Source organism: Acidovorax sp. 22279 (assembly GCF_052045435.1).
Classification (GTDB): Bacteria; Pseudomonadota; Gammaproteobacteria; order Burkholderiales; family Burkholderiaceae_C; genus Acidovorax; species Acidovorax delafieldii.
Map to the genome: position 1 here is coordinate 1 of NZ_JBQEOV010000020.1, position 19,236 is coordinate 19,236.

Below are 19,236 nucleotides of genomic sequence, written 5' to 3' on the forward strand. Positions count from 1 at the left end.
GCGCGGCTGCGGCGCGCTGGGGCATGTCCTCTACGAGAGTTGCGATGGAGTGCCAGCCGTTGAGCATCCCAGCGCCGGATTGACCATTGATCTCGATACGCGGCCAGCGCAACGAGGCGGAAGAACCCTTGACGTAAGAGCGGGTGCACACCCCCAGCGCAGGCGCGGCAGGAGCCGCCACAGCGCATGCAGCGCCTTTGGTGGCTGGAGGTGTGCGAACGGGGCAGGGTCTCGACATTGGCGGCTCCTAAGAACTTCTTAGAGACCGGAATGTAAGAACCCCTTAGACACCCGCAAAATGATTTCTGCTAAAACCCACTTATATCTAAGGGGTCATTACATGCAGAACACGATGGAGCTTTTCAGCAAAGCGCTTGAAATCAAGCATGCATCGGCATGGGCGCGTGAGTTCAACATCACGCCTGAAGCATTCTCAATGGCGAAGAAGCAAGGACGTCTAAGCCCCGTGCTAGCTGGGAATATTGCTATTGAATTAGGAGAAGATCCAGAGCACTGGATTGCTGTCGCTGCGATAGAGGCGACGAAGGACAGCGAGCTGCTTGCACGACTGAAAAGCCGCGTCAAGTCATGGCGGAGACTGTGAGATTCGAACTCACGGACGGTTGCCCGTCGGCAGTTTTCAAGACTGCTGGTTTAAACCACTCACCCAAGTCTCCGGGAGGGAAGGCGCGAATTCTAGCCGACTGCGGGTGCTGATTTTTTCAGCATGCCCCGGGTCTCGATGAACTTGACCACATCGGCCACGCCAGCCAGGGTTTTGAGGTTGGTCATCACAAACGGCTTGAGGCCCTGGGCGTTGGTGCGCATGCGGGTGGTGTCGGCGTGCATCACATCCAGGTTGGCGCCCACGTGGGGGGCCAAGTCGGTCTTGTTGATGATGAACAGGTCGCTTTTGGTGATGCCAGGGCCGCCTTTGCGGGGAATTTTTTCGCCAGCGGCCACGTCGATGACGTAGATGGTGAGGTCGCTCAGCTCGGGGCTGAAGGTGGCGGCCAGGTTGTCGCCGCCGCTTTCCACAAACACGATGTCGGCGTTGGGGAACTCACCCAGCATGCGGTCGATGGCTTCGAGGTTGATGGAGCAGTCCTCGCGGATGGCGGTGTGGGGGCAGCCGCCGGTTTCCACGCCCAGGATGCGCTCGGCGGGCAGCGCGCCGCTCACGGTGAGCAGGCGCTGGTCTTCCTTGGTGTAGATGTCGTTGGTGATGGCGATGAGGTCGTAGTCATCGCGCATGGTCTTGCACAGCATTTCCAGCAGCGTGGTCTTGCCGGAGCCGACGGGGCCACCGATGCCCACGCGCAGGGGCGGCAGATTCTTGGTGCGGTTCGGGACGTGGTGCAGGTTGCTGGTGGTCATGATCGGAACAGGCGGGAGTATTGGGTTTCGTGCTGGGCTGACAGGATGGCGAGCATGGGCGAAAAGGCCTGGCGCTCGTTGTCCATCAGCCCGATGGCATGGTCGGCTGCGGCTGGGATGGCATCGGCCAGCCGGGCCAGGATGCGCTGGCCGGCGCTTTGGCCCAGCTGCATGGATTTGAGGGCAGCCTGCACCATGTTCTCCGCCCAGCCAAAAGCGTAGGCCAGCAGGACGTCGCGCACGGGCGCCTGGGTGGTGGAGGCGGCCAGTGCGAATGCCACAGGGTAGGTGGGGGGCAATGCGGCCAGGTGGCGCACGGCGGGCATCAGGGTCTCGTCGCCCTGGTTCTGATTGCGCAGCCAGTCGGCCATCGATCGGCCCATTTGCTCGGTCTGCAGGCGCAGTTCGCTCGTTTCTCGGGTCTGCAGCACCCAGTCGTTGAGTTCGCGCACATGCGCCCAGTCGGCGCGCCGCCACGCACCCACAGCCTTGGCGATGAGGGCCATGTCGCCCCGGGCCTGCGTGATGTGGAGCTGGTCCTGCAGCCAGTCACCCACGGCGGTTTCGCTGGCGAGGCCCACATTTTCAATGGCGCTTTCCAGCCCCTCGGAATACGAAAACCCGCCCACCGGCAGTGCAGGGGAGGCCAGCCACATCAGCTGCAAAAAGCTGGCGGCCGGCAGCGGCGTGGGGCGGTCCAGGCGCATGGGCGGGGGCTCAGTGGTCGTGGTTGCAGTTCGGGCCATGCACGTGCCCTTGGGCAACCACGGGGATGGACACGGTGCGGCCTCGAGCTGGGGGCGTGGCCGCAGTCGGTACCTCTGCGTGAGCGTGCCCGTGGTCATGGCCATGATCGAGCGCGTGACCATGCTCGTGGTCGTGATCGTGGCGATGGCCGTGACCCCCATGGTGGTGCCCGCCGCCATGCCCCGCAGCATAGGCACCGCCTTCGGGTTCAAACGGCAGGTTTTGCTCGTTCACGATGAGGTGCATGGCGCGCAGCATGTCGGCCAGCACGTGGTCAGGCTCGATCTTGAGGTGGTCGGGCTGCAGCTCGATGGGCACGTGGCGGTTGCCCAGGTGGTAGGCGGCGCGGGTCAGGTCAAACGGTGTGCCGTGGTGTTGGCAGTGGGTGATGACCAGCACCGGCTGCGGCGCTGCGATCACGCGCACCATGGAACCGTCTTCGGCCACCAGCACATCGCCGCCGCGCACCAGGGTGCCACGGGGCAGGAAGATGCCCAGTTCGCGTCCGGCCGAGTCGGTGGCTGCAAAGCGGCTTTTCTGGCGCACGTCCCAGTCCAGCTCGATGGTGGTGGCGCGCTTGAGCAGTACGGGAGCGAGGCCTTGGCCTTGGGGGAGAAGTTTGGAGACCTGGATCATGGCAAGAGGGAAGGGCGGAGCCGGATAGGCGAGGTCAACATTGTGGCCCTGGCCGAAAGGCGATGCGCGGATGCGCTACAGGGCGCGGCTCATGTAGCGGCTGTGGGGATCGGGCCGGTAACTGCCGAATGGTGCACAGTCGGTAAAGCCATAGCGCAGGTACAGCTGGTGCGCGGGTTCAAAGAAGGGCTGGGTGCCCGTTTCCAGGCTGATGCGCTGGTAGCCCAGGTCCACCGCCTGGCCCAGGATGTGTTCCAGCACGGCCCGGCCCACCCCCTGGCCACGCATGCTGGCTGCTGTGCGCATGGACTTGAGTTCGGCATGGTCGGCATCCAGGTGCTTGAGTGCACCGGTACCCACCAGTTCGTCATCGCCGCGCCAGGCCGTCCAGAAGCGGATCTCAGGCTGGCGCAGTTGCACCATGTCGAGCGCGTGCACGCTCTCCGGTGGCGAGGTGGCACGCATGTCCTTCAAATGCTCCTGCATGAAGGCTTCGATGCGGGGATCGGTCAGGTCGTCCAGGCGGATCCGCAGGTCTTGCAGCAAGGCATTCATGGGAAGCGACCTCAGAACAGGAAGTAGCGCTGTGCCATGGGCAGCACGGTGGCCGCTTCACAGGTGAGCAGCTGGCCGTCGGCGCGCACGGTGTAGGTCTGCGCGTCCACCTCCATCTTGGGCGTGTAGCTGTTGTGCACCATGTCGCGCTTGCGGATGCCGCGGATGTTGCGCACGGCGGAAAGCGTCTTGCGCAGGCCAAAGCGCTCGCCAATGCCAGCAGCCAATCCTGCCTGCGAGACAAAGGTGAGCGACGTTTTGGCGATGGCCCCGCCAAACGCGCCAAACATGGGCCGATAGTGCACGGGCTGCGGCGTGGGGATGGACGCGTTGGGGTCGCCCATCGCAGCCATGGCAATCAGTCCGCCCTTCAGGATCAGCGCGGGCTTGACGCCAAAGAACGCGGGCTTCCAGATCACGATGTCGGCCCACTTGCCGACTTCGAGAGAACCCACCTCGTGGCTGATGCCGTGCGCAATGGCGGGGTTGATGGTGTATTTGGCCACGTAGCGCTTGATGCGCGTGTTGTCGTTGCGGGCGGTGTCACCTTGCAGGCTGCCGCGCTGCACCTTCATCTTGTGCGCCGTCTGCCAGGTGCGCAGGATGACTTCGCCCACACGGCCCATGGCCTGGCTGTCGCTGCTCATCATGCTGATGGCGCCCAGGTCGTGCAGGATGTCTTCGGCCGCGATGGTCTCCTTGCGGATGCGGCTCTCGGCAAAGGCCAGGTCCTCGGCAATGCTCGCGTCCAGGTGGTGGCACACCATGAGCATGTCCACATGCTCGTCCAGCGTGTTGTGCGTGTACGGCATGGTGGGGTTGGTGGAGCTGGGCAGAAAGTTGTCTTCGCCCACCACGCGCAGGATGTCCGGTGCATGGCCGCCGCCCGCGCCCTCAGTGTGGAAGGCGCAGATCCCGCGCCCACCCACGGCGGCAATGGTGTTCTCCACAAAGCCCGATTCGTTGAGCGTGTCGCTGTGGATGGCCACCTGCGTGTCGGTGGCTTCGGCCACATCCAGGCAGTTGCTGATGGCCGAGGGCGTGGTGCCCCAGTCTTCGTGCAGCTTCAGGCCAATGGCACCCGCGTTGATCTGCTCGTGCAGCGCATCGGGCAGGCTGGCGTTGCCCTTGCCGAGGAAGCCGAGGTTCATGGGGAAGGCGTCGGCGGCCTGCAGCATGCGCTCCATGTTGAAGGGGCCCGACGTGCAGGTGGTGGCCAGCGTGCCCGTGGCGGGGCCGGTGCCGCCGCCCAGCATGGTGGTCACGCCGCTGGCCAGGGCCTCTTCGATCTGCTGCGGGCAGATGAAGTGGATGTGACTGTCGATGCCGCCTGCAGTGACGATGTTGCCCTCGCAGCTGATGACCTCCGTGCCGGGGCCAATGATGATGTCCACGCCGGGCTGGGTGTCGGGGTTGCCGGCTTTGCCGATGGCGGCGATGCGGCCTGCGCGCAGGCCGATGTCGGCCTTGAAGATGCCGGTGTGGTCTACCACCAGGGCGTTGGTCAGCACTGTGTCCACCGCGCCTTGTGCGTTGCTGCGCTGGCTCTGTGCCATGCCGTCGCGAATCGTCTTGCCGCCGCCAAACTTCACCTCTTCGCCGTAGCTGCCGGCGCGCAGGGTGTGGTCGGCCTCGACTTCGAGAATGAGTTCGGTGTCGGCCAGGCGCACGCGGTCGCCCACCGTGGGGCCGAACATCTCGGCGTAGGCGCGTCGTCCAATGGTTGCCATGTGAGGGGTGCTCCGCAGGAACGGTTTACTATGTTTTTGATAGCTGCTGGGGCAATTGATACCGGCGCTATCGGCCAATTGGGATTGAAGTTGCTACAGCGGGCCCTGGGTCAGGCCCTGAAAGCCGAACACGCGGCGCTCGCCCGCGTAGTCCACCAGCTCCACGGTGCGCTCCTGGCCGGGTTCAAAGCGCACGGCGGTGCCGGATGCGATGTTGAGCCGCATGCCGCGTGCAGCCACACGGTCAAAGCCCAGGGCGTTGTTGGTCTCGGCAAAGTGGTAGTGCGAGCCCACCTGGATGGGCCGGTCGCCGGTGTTGCGCACCACCACGGTCTGCGTACGGCGGCCCGTGTTGAGCGCGTGCTCGCCGGGTTCGGTAAAGAGTTCGCCTGGGATCATGGTCGGGTCCTTGAGGGGGGAGCTGCTGCTGTGTCGGTATGCATGACGCCAGTCAGACCTGTCAGGCCATCTGGGCCAGCAGGGCGCCACCCATCAGCGCCACGGCAGCGCCTGCAGCGCGGCTGAGCCACACGGTGCGATGGCGCAGTGCCCAGCCTGCCGCCAGCCCCGCGCCATGCAGCAGCACGGTGGCCGTCAGCATGCCCGCCAGGGTTTGCCAGGCGCTGTGGCTGCCCGCCAGCTCGACGCCGTGGGCGACGCCGTGAAAGACGGCAAATACGCCCACGCCCAGCGCGGCCACGAGGCCGGGCACGCGCAGGCGCGACACGACGAGCAGGCCCGTGGCCAGCAGCGACGCGGCAATCATCGGCTCCACCGCAGGCAGTGTCACGCCCTGCAGGCCCAGCACGGCGCCTGCCAGCAACATGGCCGCAAAGCCCACGGGGCCCCACAGCAGTTCGCGTCCAGCACGGCGCGCGGACAGGGCGCTCCACAGGCCCACGGCCACCATGGCGGCCAGGTGGTCCAGGCCGAACAGGGGGTGGGCCAAGCCGCTCAGAAAACTGTTGTGGATGTGGGATTCAGCGCCGGTATGGGCGAAGGCGCTAGAACTGATTGCACTGGCTGCTATGAAAAGAAGAGCGGCTGTGTGACGGTGTGAGAGTGTGATGCGCATGGGGGCTCCACGGAGAGAAGAGGGGGGAGAAAAGGGGTCAGACGATCGGCTGATGGACGGTGACGAGCTTGGTGCCGTCGGGGAAGGTAGCCTCCACCTGGATGTCCGGAATCATCTCGGGGATGCCTTCCATCACGTCCGCGCGGGTCAGCACGGTGCGGCCTTCGCTCATGAGCTGCGCCACGGTCTTGCCGTCGCGCGCGCCTTCCATTACGGCGGCACTGATCAGGGCGACGGCCTCGGGGTAGTTGAGCTTCAGCCCCCGGGCCTTGCGCCGCTCGGCCAGCAGGGCGGCAGTGAAGATCAGCAGCTTGTCTTTCTCACGAGGGGTCAGTTCCATGTCGTTCTGCTCAATGTAAGGAGGGGTGGGCTCGTGTGGCGGGTTGTCCAGGCCGGACACACGGGGCAATCGTCATCGATGGCCATGCGGTCCGAAGGGCAGCGGATTCATCATAGGCAGCAAGCCCCGTGCCCGCCATACGCCAGAGGGCGAAGGTGCGCTGGACGTGAAGGCGAATCGTGGCATGGAAACTGCACTTGCAAGGGCTGCCGTCGTCCTTTGCCCATGCCCCTTTCCACCGCCCCCCTTGCACCGCCCGACGCGGCCTCAGCAGCAGCCTTGGGGCCGGATGCCGACGCGCAGGCGCCGCAGCAGGTCGTGAAGGTCCGGCGCGACTACAACAGCTGGGTGGCCACCGAGACCATGGAGGACTACGCGCTGCGCTACACCCCCCAGCGCTTTCGCAAATGGTCCGAATGGCGGGTGGCCAACACGGCGTTTGGTGCGGCCTCGTTCCTGATCCTGGAGGCCGTGGGCGCCACGCTGCTGGTGCAGTACGGCTTCATCAATGCCTTCTGGGCCATCGTGGCCACGGGGCTCATCATCTTCCTGGCGGGGCTGCCCATCAGCGTGTATGCGGCGCGCTATGGGGTGGATATGGACCTGCTCACGCGCGGCGCGGGCTTTGGCTACATCGGCTCCACGCTCACCTCGCTGATCTACGCCAGCTTCACCTTCATCTTCTTCGCGCTGGAGGCGGCCGTGATGGCCTATGCGCTGGAGCTGGCACTCGACATCCCGCCCACCTGGGGCTACCTGATCTGCGCCATTGTGGTGATTCCGCTGGTCACGCATGGCGTGTCGGCCATCAGCCGCCTGCAGGTGTGGACCCAGCCGCTGTGGCTGGTGATGCTGGTGGTGCCGTTTGCCTATGTGCTGGTGCGCGATCCTGGTGCGTTTTCCGGAGTTGTGCACTACGGTGGTGAATCGATGCGCGGCGCCACGTTCCAACTGCCCTTGTTTGGTGCAGCGCTCACGGTGGGCATTGCACTCATCACCCAGATGGGGGAGCAGGCTGACTATCTGCGCTTCATGCCCGCCCGCACGCCCGCCACGCGCGGGCGCTGGTGGCTGGGCGTGCTGGTGGGCGGGCCGGGCTGGGTGGTGCTGGGGGTGCTCAAGATGCTGGGTGGCGCGCTGCTCGCCTATCTGGCGCTCACCCACATGGTCCCCGCCGACCGGGCGGTGGACCCGAACCAGATGTACCTGGCCGCCTATGAATATGTGTTCCCCAACTACGGCTGGGCGGTGGCGGCCACGGCCTTGTTTGTGGTCGTCTCACAGCTCAAGATCAACGTGACCAACGCCTACGCAGGCTCGCTGGCGTGGTCCAACTTCTTCTCGCGCCTCACGCACAGCCACCCGGGGCGGGTGGTGTGGGTGGTGTTCAACACGCTGATTGCCTTCATGCTGATGGAGATGAACGTGTTCCGCGCCATGGGCGAGGTGCTGGGGCTGTACTCCAACATCGCCATCGCCTGGATCATGTCCGTGGTGGCCGACCTCGTCATCAACAAGCCGCTGGGCTTGTCGCCCAAGGGCATCGAGTTCAAGCGCGCGCATCTGTACGACATCAACCCGGTGGGCGTGGGTTCGATGGCGCTGGCGTCCATCCTTTCCATCAGCGCGCACCTGGGGCTGTTTGGCCCGCTGCCGCAGGCGTTTTCGGCGGTGATTGCGATGGCGGTGGCCTTTGTCACCGCGCCGCTCATTGCCTGGGCCACCGGGGGGCGCTACTACATTGCGCGCCAGCCCGAGCCCGCCACATTGACCGATGTGATGACCGATGTGGTGGCAGTGCCCATGCACGGACCGGTCAGCGGCCAACGAGGTGCTGACCTGGGCAGCTACGTACGCTACACCGTGCAGCGCTGCGTGATCTGCGAGCGTGAATACGAAGCCCCGGACATGGCGCAGTGCCCCGCGTACCGGGGCGCCATCTGCTCGCTGTGCTGCACGCTGGATGCGCGCTGCGGCGACCTGTGCAAGCCCCACGCGAGCATGGCGGTGCAGTGGTCTGCCGCTCTGCGCTGGGTGCTGCCGCGCGCCATGTGGCGCTACCTGGACACGGGCCTGGGGCACTTTTTGCTGCTGATGCTGGTGATTGCGCCGCTTCTGGCCTCGGTGATGGGGCTGCTGTACCACCAGGAGCTCAACACCATCGCCCAGGCGGCCACGGACACCGAGGTGATGGCGGCACCCGAAGTGGCGCTGCGCTCGGGCCTGCTCAAGGCATATCTCGCGCTGCTGGTCATCTCGGGCATCGTGGCCTGGTGGCTGGTGCTGGCGCACAAGAGCCGCCAGGTGGCGCAGGAGGAATCCAATCGCCAGACCGGCCTCTTGGTGCGCGAGATCGAGCTGCACCGCCAGACCGACGAGGCGCTGCAGACAGCGCGCAGCGTCGCCGAGCAGGCGCGCCAGGTGGCCGAAACGGCCCAGCGCGCGGCCGACCAGGCCAACCAGGCCAAGAGCCGCTACATCAGCGCCATCAGCCACGAGATCCGCACACCGCTCAACTCCATCCTGGGCTATGCCCAGCTCATGGGCGAAGACGCGGGTGTGCCGCCGCACCGCAAGCAGGCGGTGCATGTGATCCGGCGCGGCGGCGAGCATTTGTTGTCGCTCATCGAAGGCACGCTCGACATCGCGCGCATCGAGTCGGGCAAGCTCACGCTCGACGTGGCGCCCATGCGCTTTGCCGACGGGCTGCACGAGATGGCCAGCCTGTTCGAACTGCAAGCTGCCGCCAAGGGCCTGGCGTTCACTTTCGATGTGCAAGGCGTGATTCCTGAAGTGGTGCGCGCCGACGACAAGCGGCTGCGCCAGATCCTCATCAACCTGCTGGGCAACGCTGTCAAGTTCACCGCGCACGGCACCGTCACCCTGCGCGTGCGCCATGCGCGCGAGATGGCACGCATCGAGGTGCAGGACACGGGGCCGGGCCTCACGGCCGAGGAGATCGAGCGCATCTTCGAGCCCTTTGCACGCGGCGGCTCGGGCGGCGGCAGCACCACGGCCGCGCCGGGCGCAGGCCTGGGCCTGACCATTGCCAAGATGCTCACCGCGCTCATGGGCGGCGAGCTGACGGTGAGCAGCACGCCGGGCGTAGGCTCGGTGTTCCACGTCAAGCTGTTCCTGCCCGAGGTGCATGGGGATGTGCTGGGCAAGGCGGCGGCGCCCGTGGCGGTGCAAGCCCAGCGTGCCCGCAGGGGGTATGCAGGCGAGCGCCGCCGCATCCTGGTGGTGGACAACGAGGAGCCCGACCGCGAACTGCTGCTGCAACTGCTGGAACCCCTGGGCTTTGAGCTGCGCCAGGCAGCCAGCGGCCACGATGCGCTGGACCTGCTGGCCACCGGCTACCGGCCGCACGCCATCTTCATGGACCTGGCCATGCCGGGCATCGACGGCTGGGAGACTTTGCGACGTGTGCGGCAGATGCGGTTGCCGGACGTGCAATGTGCCATCGTCTCCGCCAATGCCTTCGACAAGGCGCTCGACAACGACGTGGACATCCGGCCCGAAGACTTCATCGTCAAACCTGTGCGCCACCGCGAGCTGCTGGACTGGCTGGAGCGCCGCCTGGGCCTGCAATGGCAATACGACGAGGCTGCCGAGGCCCCCACCGGGCCAGCGCCCACAGCGGCCTCTGCGGCGCCCGCACCCCTCACATACCCCAATACCACTGCGCTGGCGGCTTTGGCGCAGGCAGTGTCTTTGGGCTACTACCGGGGCATTCTCAACACCCTGGACGACATTGAACGCAGCCAGCCCGCGCACAGCGCTTTTGTGGACACCATGCGGCAGCTGGCCAAGCAGTTCCAGTTCGATGCCATGGGCCAGATCCTGGAACAGGCACCCTCGTGATGACCACCGCTAACCCACCTTCCTTCCAGGCCCCGGGCGCGCCGGGTGCCGCGCTGGACCGCACCGACAGCGATGTGGTGCTGATCGTGGACGACGTGCCGGACAACCTGGCCGTCTTGCACGACGCGCTCGATGAGTCGGGCTACACCGTGCTGGTGGCCACGCATGGCGAGGCCGCCTTGCAGCGCGCCGCGCAGGCCCTGCCCGACATCGTGTTGCTGGACGCGATGATGCCCGGCATGGACGGCTTTGAAGTGGCCCGGCGCTTGAAGGCATCGCCCGCCACGGCACACATTCCCATCATCTTCATGACCGGCCTGACCGAGACCGAGCACCTGGTGGCCGCGCTGGAGGCGGGCGGCGTGGACTACGTCACCAAGCCCATCAAGCCGCGCGAGGTGATGGCGCGCATGGGGGTGCACCTGGGCTCTGCCCGCAAGGCCCGGCAGGACGCGCGCCAGGCCCGCGAGGCGCGCAACGCGCTCGATGCGTTTGGCTACGCCAGCATCACCGTGCGTGCGGTGGACGGACGGATCGTGTGGCAGACCCCGCTGGCGCGCGAGCTGCTGCAAAGTTACTTTGGTGAAGTGGGCCCGGACGGCGCGCCCACCGCCTTCGGCCAATGGGCGCCCGAGCCGGTGCAGGCCTGGCTGCGTCGCCATGTGCTGGCCGACAACGCGGCCGAGCTGCTGGCCGCTTCGCTGGCCGAGCCCCCGCGCCTTGCGGTGGAGCAGGGCGCCCGCAGGCTGACCTTCCGTCTGCACCAGCAGGCTGGCGACAGCGCCGGCGGCGGCGACTGGCTCATCGTGATGCGCGAGGTGTCGGATGCCAAGATCATCGAATCCATGAGCCTGTCCTTCAAGCTCACCGCGCGCGAGGCCGAGGTGCTGTACTGGGTGGTCAAGGGAAAGATCAACCGCGACATCGGCGACATCCTGGGCGCCAGCCCCGCCACCGTCAAGAAGCACCTGGAGCGTGTGTTTGCCAAGCTGGGGGTGGAAACACGCACCGCAGCAGCGGCCATGGCCATGAACCGCATCCGGCAGTTGCATCCCCAGTTTGAAGGGTGACCGTCGGGGCCAAAAAAACGCATTGACCTCGTCATGTTGCAGCGCAATAATCGCGCACCTTCATTTCCGGAGCCCCAGCGTGGAAAGTGCCAGTTGTTGCAGTGAACCCCAGCAAGCCGTGACGGCAGCTGCCTGCCAGGCCTCCTGACGCCCGCTCCCGGGCCGTGGATTGCCTTGTGCAAGCTCCGGCCCCGTCTCTCCCCGCCCCTGTTGTACCCCCTGCGCCCCTGTCGGCCATGGCGGTGTGGGTGGCTTTACCGTCTTGCCGCTTTGCTGCATCTGTGCCGTCTGCACGGGCCGCGCCCCTTTGGCTGGGGCATGGCCCGCCTGCTGTGACGGTGCCCCCTGGCACCCATCTGCGTCTGCGTGCTCCGCCCTGCCTGCCAAGGACAACGACCATGCGTTTTTTTGTTGTGGATCTGCCCAGCCTTTTCCAGCGTGCGGTGGCGCCTGGCGCTGAACGCGCCGAGCATGCTGCATCGCTGCCTTCAGGCGCACAGGGCCCTGCCCATGGGGCCGCTGGCAGCCTGCAAGCCGTGGCCGAACTTGACGGCACCACGTTGTGGCCCACGCACCGCATTCGCTGCTACCTGCATGGCCAGCCGCCTGCGCGGGCATTGCGACGGCGGGCGCGGCCGCTTTAAGCCGGCCCACGCCGGTATTGCAACCACTACCCAGGAGGCCCTATGGACCCAGACCCGCGCAGGCGCTCCGAAGCGCCGCCCCACACCACATCCCCATTGAACTTTGCATACCAGGCCCAGGGCCCGGGGCGATGGCTCGCGTGACGGCGTGAGCCTCACGCCTCTGGCCGTTGCCGGCCAGAAGGAGTGACTCACCATGTTCCGTTTCAGTTTCATCAACATTTCTGCGCACACGGCACCACTGCCCGTGACGCGCAACGCCGTCAGCGCTTGCTGCTAGGGAGACCGCCATGAGCTTCCTGCACCACCTGTTCGACCGCTTTCTGCACACCCGCCATGTGACGCGCCACTTTGCGCGGCGGCTGATCCTGGACACGCTGACCCTGGGCCGCGCGCCCACCCCCGCCACGTCGCCCGACCTGCTCAGCCGCGAGCTGCAGCGCGCCGCCAGCGATGACCTGCCCCCACTGATCGAGCGCCTGCAGTCCGACCCTGCGGGTCTGAGTGACGCCCAGGCCGCCGCCGCCCTGGCCCAGCACGGCCCCAACGAGGTGGAGCACGAAAAGCCGTTGCCCGCCTGGCTGCACCTGTGGCACTGCTACAAGAACCCGTTCAACGTGCTGCTCACGGTGCTGGCACTGATCTCGTACCTCACCGAAGACCACGAGGCCACCGTCGTGATTCTGGCGATGGTGGTGCTCTCCACGCTGCTGCGGTTTGTGCAGGAGGGCCGCTCCAACCGCGCGGCCGAGCGCCTCAAGTCGCTGGTCAGCAACACCGCCACGGTGCTGCGCCGCAGCGGCGCGGAGGCCGCAGCCACGCCGCGCGAGCTGCCCATCCACCAGCTGGTGCCGGGCGACCACATTGTGCTGTCGGCGGGCGACATGATCCCGTCGGACTGCCGCGTGCTCACGGCCAAGGACCTGTTCGTGAGCCAGTCGGCCATGACGGGAGAATCGCTGCCGGTCGAAAAATTTGCCGAGCGCAGCCAGCCCGGCACCAGTGCGCTGGACGCCACCAACCTGCTGTTCATGGGCACCAACGTGGTCTCGGGCTCGGCCACGGCGCTGGTGGTGGCCACGGGCAACCACACCTACTTTGGCACGCTGGCCACCCGCGTCACGGCCACCGACCGCACGCCCACCGCGTTCCAGGCAGGCGTCAACAGCGTGAGCTGGCTGCTGATCCGCTTTGCGCTGGTCATGGTGCCTATCGTGCTGGTGGTCAACGGCTTTACCAAGGGAGACTGGCTGGAGGCGTTTCTGTTCGCGCTGTCGGTGGCCGTGGGCCTCACGCCCGAGATGCTGCCCATGATCGTGACCAGCACGCTGGCCAAGGGCGCCGTGCTGCTGTCGCGCAAGAAGGTGGTGGTCAAGCGGCTGGACGCGATCCAGAACTTTGGCGCCATGGACGTGCTGTGCACCGACAAGACCGGCACGCTCACACAGGACAAGATCTTTCTGGAGCGCCACACCGACGTGTTCGGCCACAACAGTGACGAGGTGCTGGCCTTTGCCTACCTCAACAGCCACTACCAGAGCGGCCTGAAGAACCTGCTGGACCACGCCGTGCTGGAGCATGTGGAGCTGCAGACCGACCTGCGCCTGGCGCAGGACTACCGCAAGGTCGATGAGGTGCCGTTCGACTTCGTGCGCCGGCGCATGTCGGTCATCGTCAGCGAGCGCAACGACCACCACGAGCTGATCTGCAAGGGTGCGGTGGAGGAGATGCTGGACGTGTGCACCCAGGTCCGCGTGGTGGAACACACCGGCGCGCAAGACCTGCCGCTGGACGCCACCCTGCGCGCACGGGTGCTGGAGGTGACGCGCGGCCTGAACAACGAAGGCCTGCGCGTGGTCGCCGTGGCCATGAAGGAGACGCCGCCCCAGCAGACGGTGTACAACGTGGCCGATGAATCGGGCCTCACGCTGATCGGCTACGTGGCGTTTCTGGACCCACCGAAGGAATCCACTGCCCCCGCGCTGAAGGCGCTGGCTGCGCACGGTGTGGCCGTGAAGGTGCTGACCGGCGACAACGAGCTGGTGACACTCAAGGTCTGCCGCGAGGTGGGCCTGGCGGTGCAGGGCGTGTTGCTGGGCAAGGACGTGGACGCCATGGACGACGCCACCCTGGCGCGCGCGGCCGACACCCACAACGTGTTTGCCAAGCTCTCGCCACTGCACAAGGAGCGGCTGGTGCGCGCGCTGCGCGCGGGCGGCCATGTGGTGGGCTTCATGGGCGACGGCATCAACGACGCCCCCGCGCTGCGTGCGGCCGACATCGGCATCAGCGTGGACAGCGCGGTGGACATTGCCAAGGAGGCGGCCGACATCATCCTGCTGGAGAAAAGCCTGATGGTGCTGGAAGAGGGCGTGATGGAGGGCCGCAAGACCTTCAGCAACATGCTCAAGTACATCCGCATGACGGCCAGCTCCAACTTCGGCAACGTGTTCTCGGTGCTGGTGGCCAGCGCGTTCCTGCCCTTCTTGCCCATGCTGCCGCTGCATCTCTTGGTGCAGAACCTGCTGTATGACCTGTCGCAGATCGCCATTCCGTTCGACAACGTGGACGAGGAGCTCATCCGCAACCCGCTGAAGTGGAACCCGGGCGACATCGGCCGCTTCATGGTGTTCTTCGGGCCCATCAGTTCGGTGTTCGACATCACCACCTTCGCCGTCATGTGGCACGTGTTTGGTGCCAACAACGTCGGGGCGCAGACGCTGTTCCAGTCGGGCTGGTTCGTGGTGGGGCTGCTCACGCAGACGCTGATCGTGCACATGATCCGCACGCCCAAGCTGCCATTTGTGCAAAGCGTGGCGTCGGTGCCGCTGCTTGCGGCCACGGTGCTCATCATGGCGGTGGGCATCTTCATCCCCATGGGGCCGCTGGCCGGGCACTTCAAGCTGCAGGCGCTGCCGCTGGCTTACTTTCCGTGGCTGGTGGGCATTCTGGCGGGCTACGTGCTGCTGACGACCGTGATGAAGCGCTGGTACATGCAGCGCTACGGCTGGCAGTGAGCGGACGCCAAGCGCGGGCCAGGGTCAGCGCGCCAGCGCCTGCTCCAGTTGCTGCTTGTTCATCCGGGAGCGACCCCGGATGTTCTCTCGCTTGGCGTCCTCGTACAGCTGCTCGCGCGTGCGGCCCTGCGGGCCGCGGTGTGAGTTTTTGCCGCCGCGCACAGGGGCCGGCGTGGCCTTCAGGGTCTTGGGGTTGGCCGTGCGGGCTTCGCCGTGTTGCGCGCGCTCCTTGTTCACGGTGCGCGCGGCAATCTCTTCGGCGGTGCTTTCGCTCTCTCCGCGCTCCAGCAGGCTGTCCTTGATGTGTTCGTACTGGCGCTCGCGTTTGGCGCTCCAGGCGGCACGTGGCATGGGGACTCCTTTCCGATCAACAGGTGGGCTTTTCAGCTTAGACCCGTGACCTGGCGGAGCGGTCAGTGCATCGTGACGGCGGGTGTAGGACAGGCCCGCTTGGCCGCCCGGAGGGGCGCCGCAGCCACTCTGGGCGCTTCTTCGAGCGACATTGGCTGCAAGCGCTAGTGCATCATGCGCTGGCAGCTATCTTTTTTGTAGTGTTGCTACATGCCCAGGGACTTGAGCAGCGCATCCGTGTCGTCCTGGCCGGCGGGCGGTGGGGCGGGCACGGGCGGTGCTTCTTGCGACTGGGCCATCAGCGCGTCCGGGTCGGGAGCTTCCTGCGCTTCAAAGTCGTAGAGCTTGATGAACTCGGTACGGTCGATGGCGAGTTCCAGGTAGAAGATGTTGTTGTTGCTGGTGTAGAAGGTCACGCGCCGGGCCTCGGGCTTGTCGAGGTTGGCGTCCACCGACAGCTGCACCTGCTTGTTCAGCACCAGCATCTTGGGCTGGTTTTGTGTGATGTGGGTCTGCAGTTCGCGGCGCACCTTGCCGGTGAAGTCGCCCACCACCTGGTTCATCAGCTCGCCCATCACGTTGCTGACCTCGTCGGAGGTGTAAGAGCTGACCAGGTCGTCCTTGGACATACCCATGTTCAGCAGGTAGTTGGCGTACAGCTCCATCGCCGCCTGGCCCGAGAAGTTGATGATCACCAGCCCCGAGAAGCCGCCGTCAAACAGCACAAAGCAGCCAATGTCGGGTTTCAGGCAGGTCTTGCTGATGCGCTGCACCATGCCGGAGTAGTGGATCTGGCTGTGTGTAGCCACGCCCAGCACGCGGGTGACGGAGTTGCACAGGCTGATCAAAAGGTCTTCGGTGCCGTAAACGGGGGATTTTTCGGGGGTGCTCATGGTGGGGGTAGCGGAAAACAACTTGGTGCACAGCATAGGCGATGATGCCGCCGTAAACCAGAGTGCAGGCCCTGCCGTGGTGCCGATCCCCCCGTGGTATCCCGGTCATTGACTTTCGACGGGGCTCGGATATCGTGCTTTTCATCCAAATAAGAGAGGGGGGCCCGATGGGCAATGTCTATTTCTATGGCCTGACCGATTTCCAGGCGATCGCCACCGGGGCGGCCGTGCTGGCCAGCGGCGGTGGTGGCAGTTACCAAGACGCATGCGCCATCGTGCAGCAGCTGGCAGACCAGGGCTACACGGGCACGGTGCAGGTGCAGGACTACGACGGCGCCACCAATGCCTGTGTGCTGGCCATCATGGGTTCGCCCGACGCGGCCGACAACCTCACCCTCACGGCGGTGCAGAACTCCATCAGCAACACCGTGGCCGTGATGCAGGCGTACACCGGCATGCAGCCAGGCGCCTTCATCCCGGTGGAGATCGGGCCCATCAATTCGCTGGTGCCGTTGATTGGCGCGGCCATGTCGGGCGGCAGCATCTGGGTGGTGAACGGCGATGGCGCAGGCCGTGCCGTGCCTGAACTGCCCCAGACCACCTTCACCGCCCCTTCCGGGCCAGCGCCCAGTCCCGCCGTGCTGGCCAGCGATGCGTCCACGCTTGTAGCGGCGGAGTACGCGGTGCTGGGCTCCGCCACGGCGTCGGGCATCGAGTCGCTGGCGGGCGGGGTGGTGGGCGGCTTCGGCGGGTACTCGGGCATTGCGATGTGGCCCTCCAACGCGGGCAACCAGTTCGCGTTGTCGGGTAGCTACATTCCGGGCACGCTGGAGCAGGCACGCCAGCTGGGCCTGCAGCTCTTGCAGGCGGTCACGCCGCTGAGCACCCAGGCCGTGGCGGCGGGCATCCAGAACCTCACTGGCCGTGCCGCGCGCGCCGTGGTCACCAACTTTTTCATCACCTCGGTCAGCCAGTCCACGTCCAGCGCGTCGCTGGACTCGGGCATCATCCGGCTGGACAATGCACCCGACCCGGCCCAGAGCACCGAGACACATTACCTCTACAACCTCAACGAGAACCTGATCATGTATTCGGCGGCCAGCACCACCCCCGACATCATTGCACCCGACTCGATCTGCTACTACTCCGAGAGCACGGGTCGTGGGTTCTCCAACGCCAGCGACGACCTGGCCCAGTATTTCGACCCTAAAACGGGCCGCAGCACTGGCAACCAGGTGAGCGTGATTGCGGTGCAGACAGCGCCCCAGCTCTACAACACCCCCGGTGTCGTGGCATCGTTTGCCGCGCTGCTGCGCAATATCGGTTACGCGGGTGGCATGCCGCCCGGCTGAACCCTGAAGCCCGCACCGACGCACGAGAGAAACGGAACGCTGTGAAAAAAGGTGGTCATGGCCATGGGTGAGGCGGACCTGAACAAGGAGCGGCTGGAGCTGGCCCTGGAGGCCGCCGGGCTGGACCTGTGGGAGAACGACCTCATCACCGGCAACGTCACGCGCAAGGCGACCAAGACGTTTGAAGAGCTGGGGTTCTCCGAGGATGAAATCGTCTCGGGCGTGCAGGACATCTACGGCCTATTCCACCCCGACGACATCGACACCGTGCGCAAGGCCGTGGCCGACCACCTGACGGGCGTCACGCCGCAGTACCGGTGTGAGTTCCGGCTGCGCTCCAAGAGTGGCGAGTGGATCTGGTTTGCCAACTATGGCCGCATCATGGACGGCCACAGCGAGACGCCCGGCAAGCGCTTGATCGGCGTCACGTTCAACATCCACGACCGCAAGTGCCGCGAGACCGAGATCGCCCAGATCAACCAGCAGCTCACCGAGCAGAACCGCCTGCTGCAGCAGCTCAACGCCACGCTGGAGCGGCTGGCCGCCAACGACTCGCTCACGGGTCTGTCCAACCGCCGCACGCTGATGGAGCTGGGCGCCAAGGAATACAAGCGCACGGAGCGTTTTGGGCACCCGATGTCCGTGCTGGTGGCAGACATCGACCTGTTCAAGACCGTCAACGACCTGTACGGCCACCTGGCGGGCGACCGCGTGATCTGCGCAGTGGCCCAGGTGTGTGCTGGGCACAAGCGCAGCGGTGTGGACATCGTCGCGCGGTTTGGGGGCGAGGAGTTTGTCATCGTGCTGCCCGAGACCGACAGCGCGAGCGCGTTGCAAGTGGCAGAGTCGCTGCGCCGCGAGGTCGAGTCCTTGCTGGTGTGCGTGGGCGACGAAGGGCAGGAGGTGGCCGTCACCGTGAGCATTGGCGTAGCCACCCTGTACAAGGGCTCGGGGATGAATTTTGAAGAGCTGGTGAACCGTGCCGACCAGGCCCTCTACCAAGCCAAGGGCACAGGGCGCAATGCCGTGTACTGCGCCGACATGCCGCCCGAAAAAGGGGGCGTGGTCGAGCAGGTTTCGCTCGACCTGGGAGGGGGGATCTCTCAGCCCTGAGGCCCGCGCGCAGCCTGGTGGATCGCCGCCCGGATGCGCGGGTAGGTGCCACAGCGGCAGGCATTGCCCGACATGGCGGCGTCGATGTCGGCATCGGTAGGCTGCGGCGTTTTCTTCAGCAGGGCACAGGCTGACATCAGCTGCCCGCTCTGGCAGTAGCCGCACTGCGCCACATCCACTGCGGTCCATGCGGTGCGCAGTGCAGAGGCTTCGGGGCCCTGCAGGCCCTCGATGGTGGTGACCTGGGCGCTGCCCACGGCCGACAGGGGCGTGATGCAGGCGCGCACCGGCTCGCCGTTCAGGTGCACCGTGCAGGCGCCACACAGCGCCATGCCGCAGCCAAACTTGGTGCCGTTCATCTGCAGCTCGCCGCGCAGCACCCACAGCAGGGGCGTGTCGGGTTCGGCGTTGACAGCGACAGGTTGGCCGTTGAGGTTCAGGGTCGTGGTCATGGGGGCTCCGGTGCGTCGGG

Annotated in this window: 19 protein-coding genes and 1 tRNA gene; 7 read left to right on the forward strand and 13 right to left on the reverse strand. The window is 65.9% G+C overall.

Features of this window, described 5'->3' with window-relative positions; all coding sequences use genetic code 11:
* Nucleotides 1-181 (reverse strand): hypothetical protein (locus ACTJKQ_RS21465; RefSeq protein WP_440598001.1); only part of this gene is annotated, 181 nt, incomplete at its 3' end.
* 159 nt (nucleotides 182-340) lie between these two features.
* On the opposite strand from ACTJKQ_RS21465, the gene ACTJKQ_RS21470 reads away from it, so the two are divergent.
* Nucleotides 341-604: a hypothetical protein gene (locus tag ACTJKQ_RS21470; protein WP_440598002.1), complete on the forward strand. Its 264-nt coding sequence runs from the start codon at nucleotides 341-343 to the stop codon at nucleotides 602-604.
* Here ACTJKQ_RS21470 and ACTJKQ_RS21475 read toward each other — a convergent pair.
* From ACTJKQ_RS21475 to ACTJKQ_RS21515, 9 genes are all read right to left on the reverse strand, one after another.
* Nucleotides 590-677: transfer RNA gene (locus tag ACTJKQ_RS21475), tRNA-Ser, on the reverse strand. The two genes, ACTJKQ_RS21470 and ACTJKQ_RS21475, sit on opposite strands and share 15 nt — an antisense overlap.
* 19 nt (nucleotides 678-696) lie before the next feature.
* Entirely contained in the window at nucleotides 697-1,377 is a 681-nt protein-coding gene (gene ureG, locus ACTJKQ_RS21480) for an urease accessory protein UreG (protein ID WP_056060569.1), read from the reverse strand.
* Nucleotides 1,374-2,084, reverse strand: a complete 711-nt coding sequence (locus ACTJKQ_RS21485) for an urease accessory protein UreF (protein WP_440598003.1) — start codon at nucleotides 2,082-2,084, stop codon at nucleotides 1,374-1,376. Before ACTJKQ_RS21485 ends, ureG begins: the two co-directional genes overlap by 4 nt.
* Before the next feature lie 10 nt (nucleotides 2,085-2,094).
* Entirely contained in the window at nucleotides 2,095-2,760 is a 666-nt protein-coding gene (gene ureE, locus ACTJKQ_RS21490; protein WP_440598004.1) for an urease accessory protein UreE, read from the reverse strand.
* Nucleotides 2,761-2,835: 75 nt separating this feature from the next.
* On the reverse strand, nucleotides 2,836-3,315 hold the full coding sequence (locus tag ACTJKQ_RS21495) for a GNAT family N-acetyltransferase (protein WP_108497677.1): 480 nt from the start codon (nucleotides 3,313-3,315) through the stop codon (nucleotides 2,836-2,838).
* Between the two features lie 11 nt (nucleotides 3,316-3,326).
* A complete protein-coding gene (gene ureC, locus ACTJKQ_RS21500) occupies nucleotides 3,327-5,045 on the reverse strand; it encodes an urease subunit alpha (protein ID WP_440598005.1) in 1,719 nt (572 codons plus the stop codon).
* A 93-nt stretch (nucleotides 5,046-5,138) separates the two neighbouring features.
* Nucleotides 5,139-5,444, reverse strand: a complete 306-nt coding sequence (locus ACTJKQ_RS21505; RefSeq protein ID WP_440598006.1) for an urease subunit beta — start codon at nucleotides 5,442-5,444, stop codon at nucleotides 5,139-5,141.
* 61 nt (nucleotides 5,445-5,505) lie between these two features.
* Complete coding sequence (locus tag ACTJKQ_RS21510; protein WP_440598007.1) at nucleotides 5,506-6,120, reverse strand: HupE/UreJ family protein; 615 nt, start codon at nucleotides 6,118-6,120, stop codon at nucleotides 5,506-5,508.
* Between the two features lie 37 nt (nucleotides 6,121-6,157).
* Entirely contained in the window at nucleotides 6,158-6,460 is a 303-nt protein-coding gene (locus ACTJKQ_RS21515; RefSeq protein WP_015012806.1) for an urease subunit gamma, read from the reverse strand.
* A gap of 225 nt (nucleotides 6,461-6,685) precedes the next feature.
* Here ACTJKQ_RS21515 and ACTJKQ_RS21520 point away from each other — a divergent pair, with 225 nt between their 5' ends.
* The 4 genes from ACTJKQ_RS21520 (at nucleotide 6,686) to mgtA (ending at nucleotide 15,055) form a co-directional block, all read left to right on the forward strand.
* Nucleotides 6,686-10,324, forward strand: coding sequence for a hybrid sensor histidine kinase/response regulator (locus tag ACTJKQ_RS21520; RefSeq protein WP_440598008.1), 3,639 nt, complete (start codon nucleotides 6,686-6,688; stop codon nucleotides 10,322-10,324).
* Nucleotides 10,324-11,394, forward strand: a complete 1,071-nt coding sequence (locus tag ACTJKQ_RS21525; protein ID WP_116749102.1) for a response regulator — start codon at nucleotides 10,324-10,326, stop codon at nucleotides 11,392-11,394. The genes ACTJKQ_RS21520 and ACTJKQ_RS21525 overlap by 1 nt, the downstream gene beginning before the upstream one ends.
* Before the next feature lie 398 nt (nucleotides 11,395-11,792).
* Nucleotides 11,793-12,038, forward strand: coding sequence for a hypothetical protein (locus tag ACTJKQ_RS21530; RefSeq protein WP_056747347.1), 246 nt, complete (start codon nucleotides 11,793-11,795; stop codon nucleotides 12,036-12,038).
* 290 nt (nucleotides 12,039-12,328) lie between these two features.
* Complete coding sequence (mgtA, locus tag ACTJKQ_RS21535; RefSeq protein ID WP_440598009.1) at nucleotides 12,329-15,055, forward strand: magnesium-translocating P-type ATPase; 2,727 nt, start codon at nucleotides 12,329-12,331, stop codon at nucleotides 15,053-15,055.
* Between the two features lie 24 nt (nucleotides 15,056-15,079).
* Here mgtA and ACTJKQ_RS21540 read toward each other — a convergent pair whose 3' ends face one another.
* Nucleotides 15,080-15,406: a hypothetical protein gene (locus ACTJKQ_RS21540; protein ID WP_056060603.1), complete on the reverse strand. Its 327-nt coding sequence runs from the start codon at nucleotides 15,404-15,406 to the stop codon at nucleotides 15,080-15,082.
* Nucleotides 15,407-15,612: 206 nt separating this feature from the next.
* Nucleotides 15,613-16,299 carry a DUF3334 family protein gene (locus ACTJKQ_RS21545; protein WP_056062049.1) on the reverse strand — a complete coding sequence of 229 codons (687 nt, stop codon included), beginning with the start codon at nucleotides 16,297-16,299 and terminating at the stop codon, nucleotides 15,613-15,615.
* Between the two features lie 167 nt (nucleotides 16,300-16,466).
* On the opposite strand from ACTJKQ_RS21545, the gene ACTJKQ_RS21550 reads away from it, so the two are divergent.
* The gene (locus ACTJKQ_RS21550) at nucleotides 16,467-17,651 is read left to right on the forward strand and encodes an S-methyl thiohydantoin desulfurase domain-containing protein (RefSeq protein ID WP_440598010.1); all 1,185 of its coding nucleotides are present in this window, start codon (nucleotides 16,467-16,469) and stop codon (nucleotides 17,649-17,651) included.
* A gap of 57 nt (nucleotides 17,652-17,708) precedes the next feature.
* Complete coding sequence (locus tag ACTJKQ_RS21555) at nucleotides 17,709-18,764, forward strand: sensor domain-containing diguanylate cyclase (RefSeq protein ID WP_225580894.1); 1,056 nt, start codon at nucleotides 17,709-17,711, stop codon at nucleotides 18,762-18,764.
* On the opposite strand, the gene ACTJKQ_RS21560 is transcribed toward ACTJKQ_RS21555, so the two are convergent.
* A complete protein-coding gene (locus ACTJKQ_RS21560; protein ID WP_121943627.1) occupies nucleotides 18,755-19,216 on the reverse strand; it encodes a (2Fe-2S)-binding protein in 462 nt (153 codons plus the stop codon). The two genes, ACTJKQ_RS21555 and ACTJKQ_RS21560, sit on opposite strands and share 10 nt — an antisense overlap.
* Nucleotides 19,217-19,236: the final 20 nt, after the last annotated feature.

Excerpts from the sequence above, each read along its gene's own strand:
- ACTJKQ_RS21555 (WP_225580894.1), top strand. The coding sequence starts at position 17,709 with ATGGCCATGGGTGAGGCGGACCTGAACAAGGAGCGGCTGGAGCTGGCC.
- ACTJKQ_RS21485 (WP_440598003.1), bottom strand. The coding sequence starts at position 2,084 with ATGCGCCTGGACCGCCCCACGCCGCTGCCGGCCGCCAGCTTTTTGCAG.
- ACTJKQ_RS21530 (WP_056747347.1), top strand. The coding sequence starts at position 11,793 with ATGCGTTTTTTTGTTGTGGATCTGCCCAGCCTTTTCCAGCGTGCGGTG.
- ACTJKQ_RS21495 (WP_108497677.1), bottom strand. The coding sequence starts at position 3,315 with ATGAATGCCTTGCTGCAAGACCTGCGGATCCGCCTGGACGACCTGACC.
- ACTJKQ_RS21560 (WP_121943627.1), bottom strand. The coding sequence starts at position 19,216 with ATGACCACGACCCTGAACCTCAACGGCCAACCTGTCGCTGTCAACGCC.
- ACTJKQ_RS21515 (WP_015012806.1), bottom strand. The coding sequence starts at position 6,460 with ATGGAACTGACCCCTCGTGAGAAAGACAAGCTGCTGATCTTCACTGCC.
- ACTJKQ_RS21540 (WP_056060603.1), bottom strand. The coding sequence starts at position 15,406 with ATGCCACGTGCCGCCTGGAGCGCCAAACGCGAGCGCCAGTACGAACAC.
- ACTJKQ_RS21510 (WP_440598007.1), bottom strand. The coding sequence starts at position 6,120 with ATGCGCATCACACTCTCACACCGTCACACAGCCGCTCTTCTTTTCATA.
- ureC (WP_440598005.1), bottom strand. The coding sequence starts at position 5,045 with ATGGCAACCATTGGACGACGCGCCTACGCCGAGATGTTCGGCCCCACG.
- ACTJKQ_RS21525 (WP_116749102.1), top strand. The coding sequence starts at position 10,324 with ATGACCACCGCTAACCCACCTTCCTTCCAGGCCCCGGGCGCGCCGGGT.
- ACTJKQ_RS21470 (WP_440598002.1), top strand. The coding sequence starts at position 341 with ATGCAGAACACGATGGAGCTTTTCAGCAAAGCGCTTGAAATCAAGCAT.
- ureE (WP_440598004.1), bottom strand. The coding sequence starts at position 2,760 with ATGATCCAGGTCTCCAAACTTCTCCCCCAAGGCCAAGGCCTCGCTCCC.
- ACTJKQ_RS21545 (WP_056062049.1), bottom strand. The coding sequence starts at position 16,299 with ATGAGCACCCCCGAAAAATCCCCCGTTTACGGCACCGAAGACCTTTTG.
- ACTJKQ_RS21520 (WP_440598008.1), top strand. The coding sequence starts at position 6,686 with ATGCCCCTTTCCACCGCCCCCCTTGCACCGCCCGACGCGGCCTCAGCA.
- ACTJKQ_RS21505 (WP_440598006.1), bottom strand. The coding sequence starts at position 5,444 with ATGATCCCAGGCGAACTCTTTACCGAACCCGGCGAGCACGCGCTCAAC.
- ACTJKQ_RS21550 (WP_440598010.1), top strand. The coding sequence starts at position 16,467 with ATGGGCAATGTCTATTTCTATGGCCTGACCGATTTCCAGGCGATCGCC.
- ureG (WP_056060569.1), bottom strand. The coding sequence starts at position 1,377 with ATGACCACCAGCAACCTGCACCACGTCCCGAACCGCACCAAGAATCTG.
- mgtA (WP_440598009.1), top strand. The coding sequence starts at position 12,329 with ATGAGCTTCCTGCACCACCTGTTCGACCGCTTTCTGCACACCCGCCAT.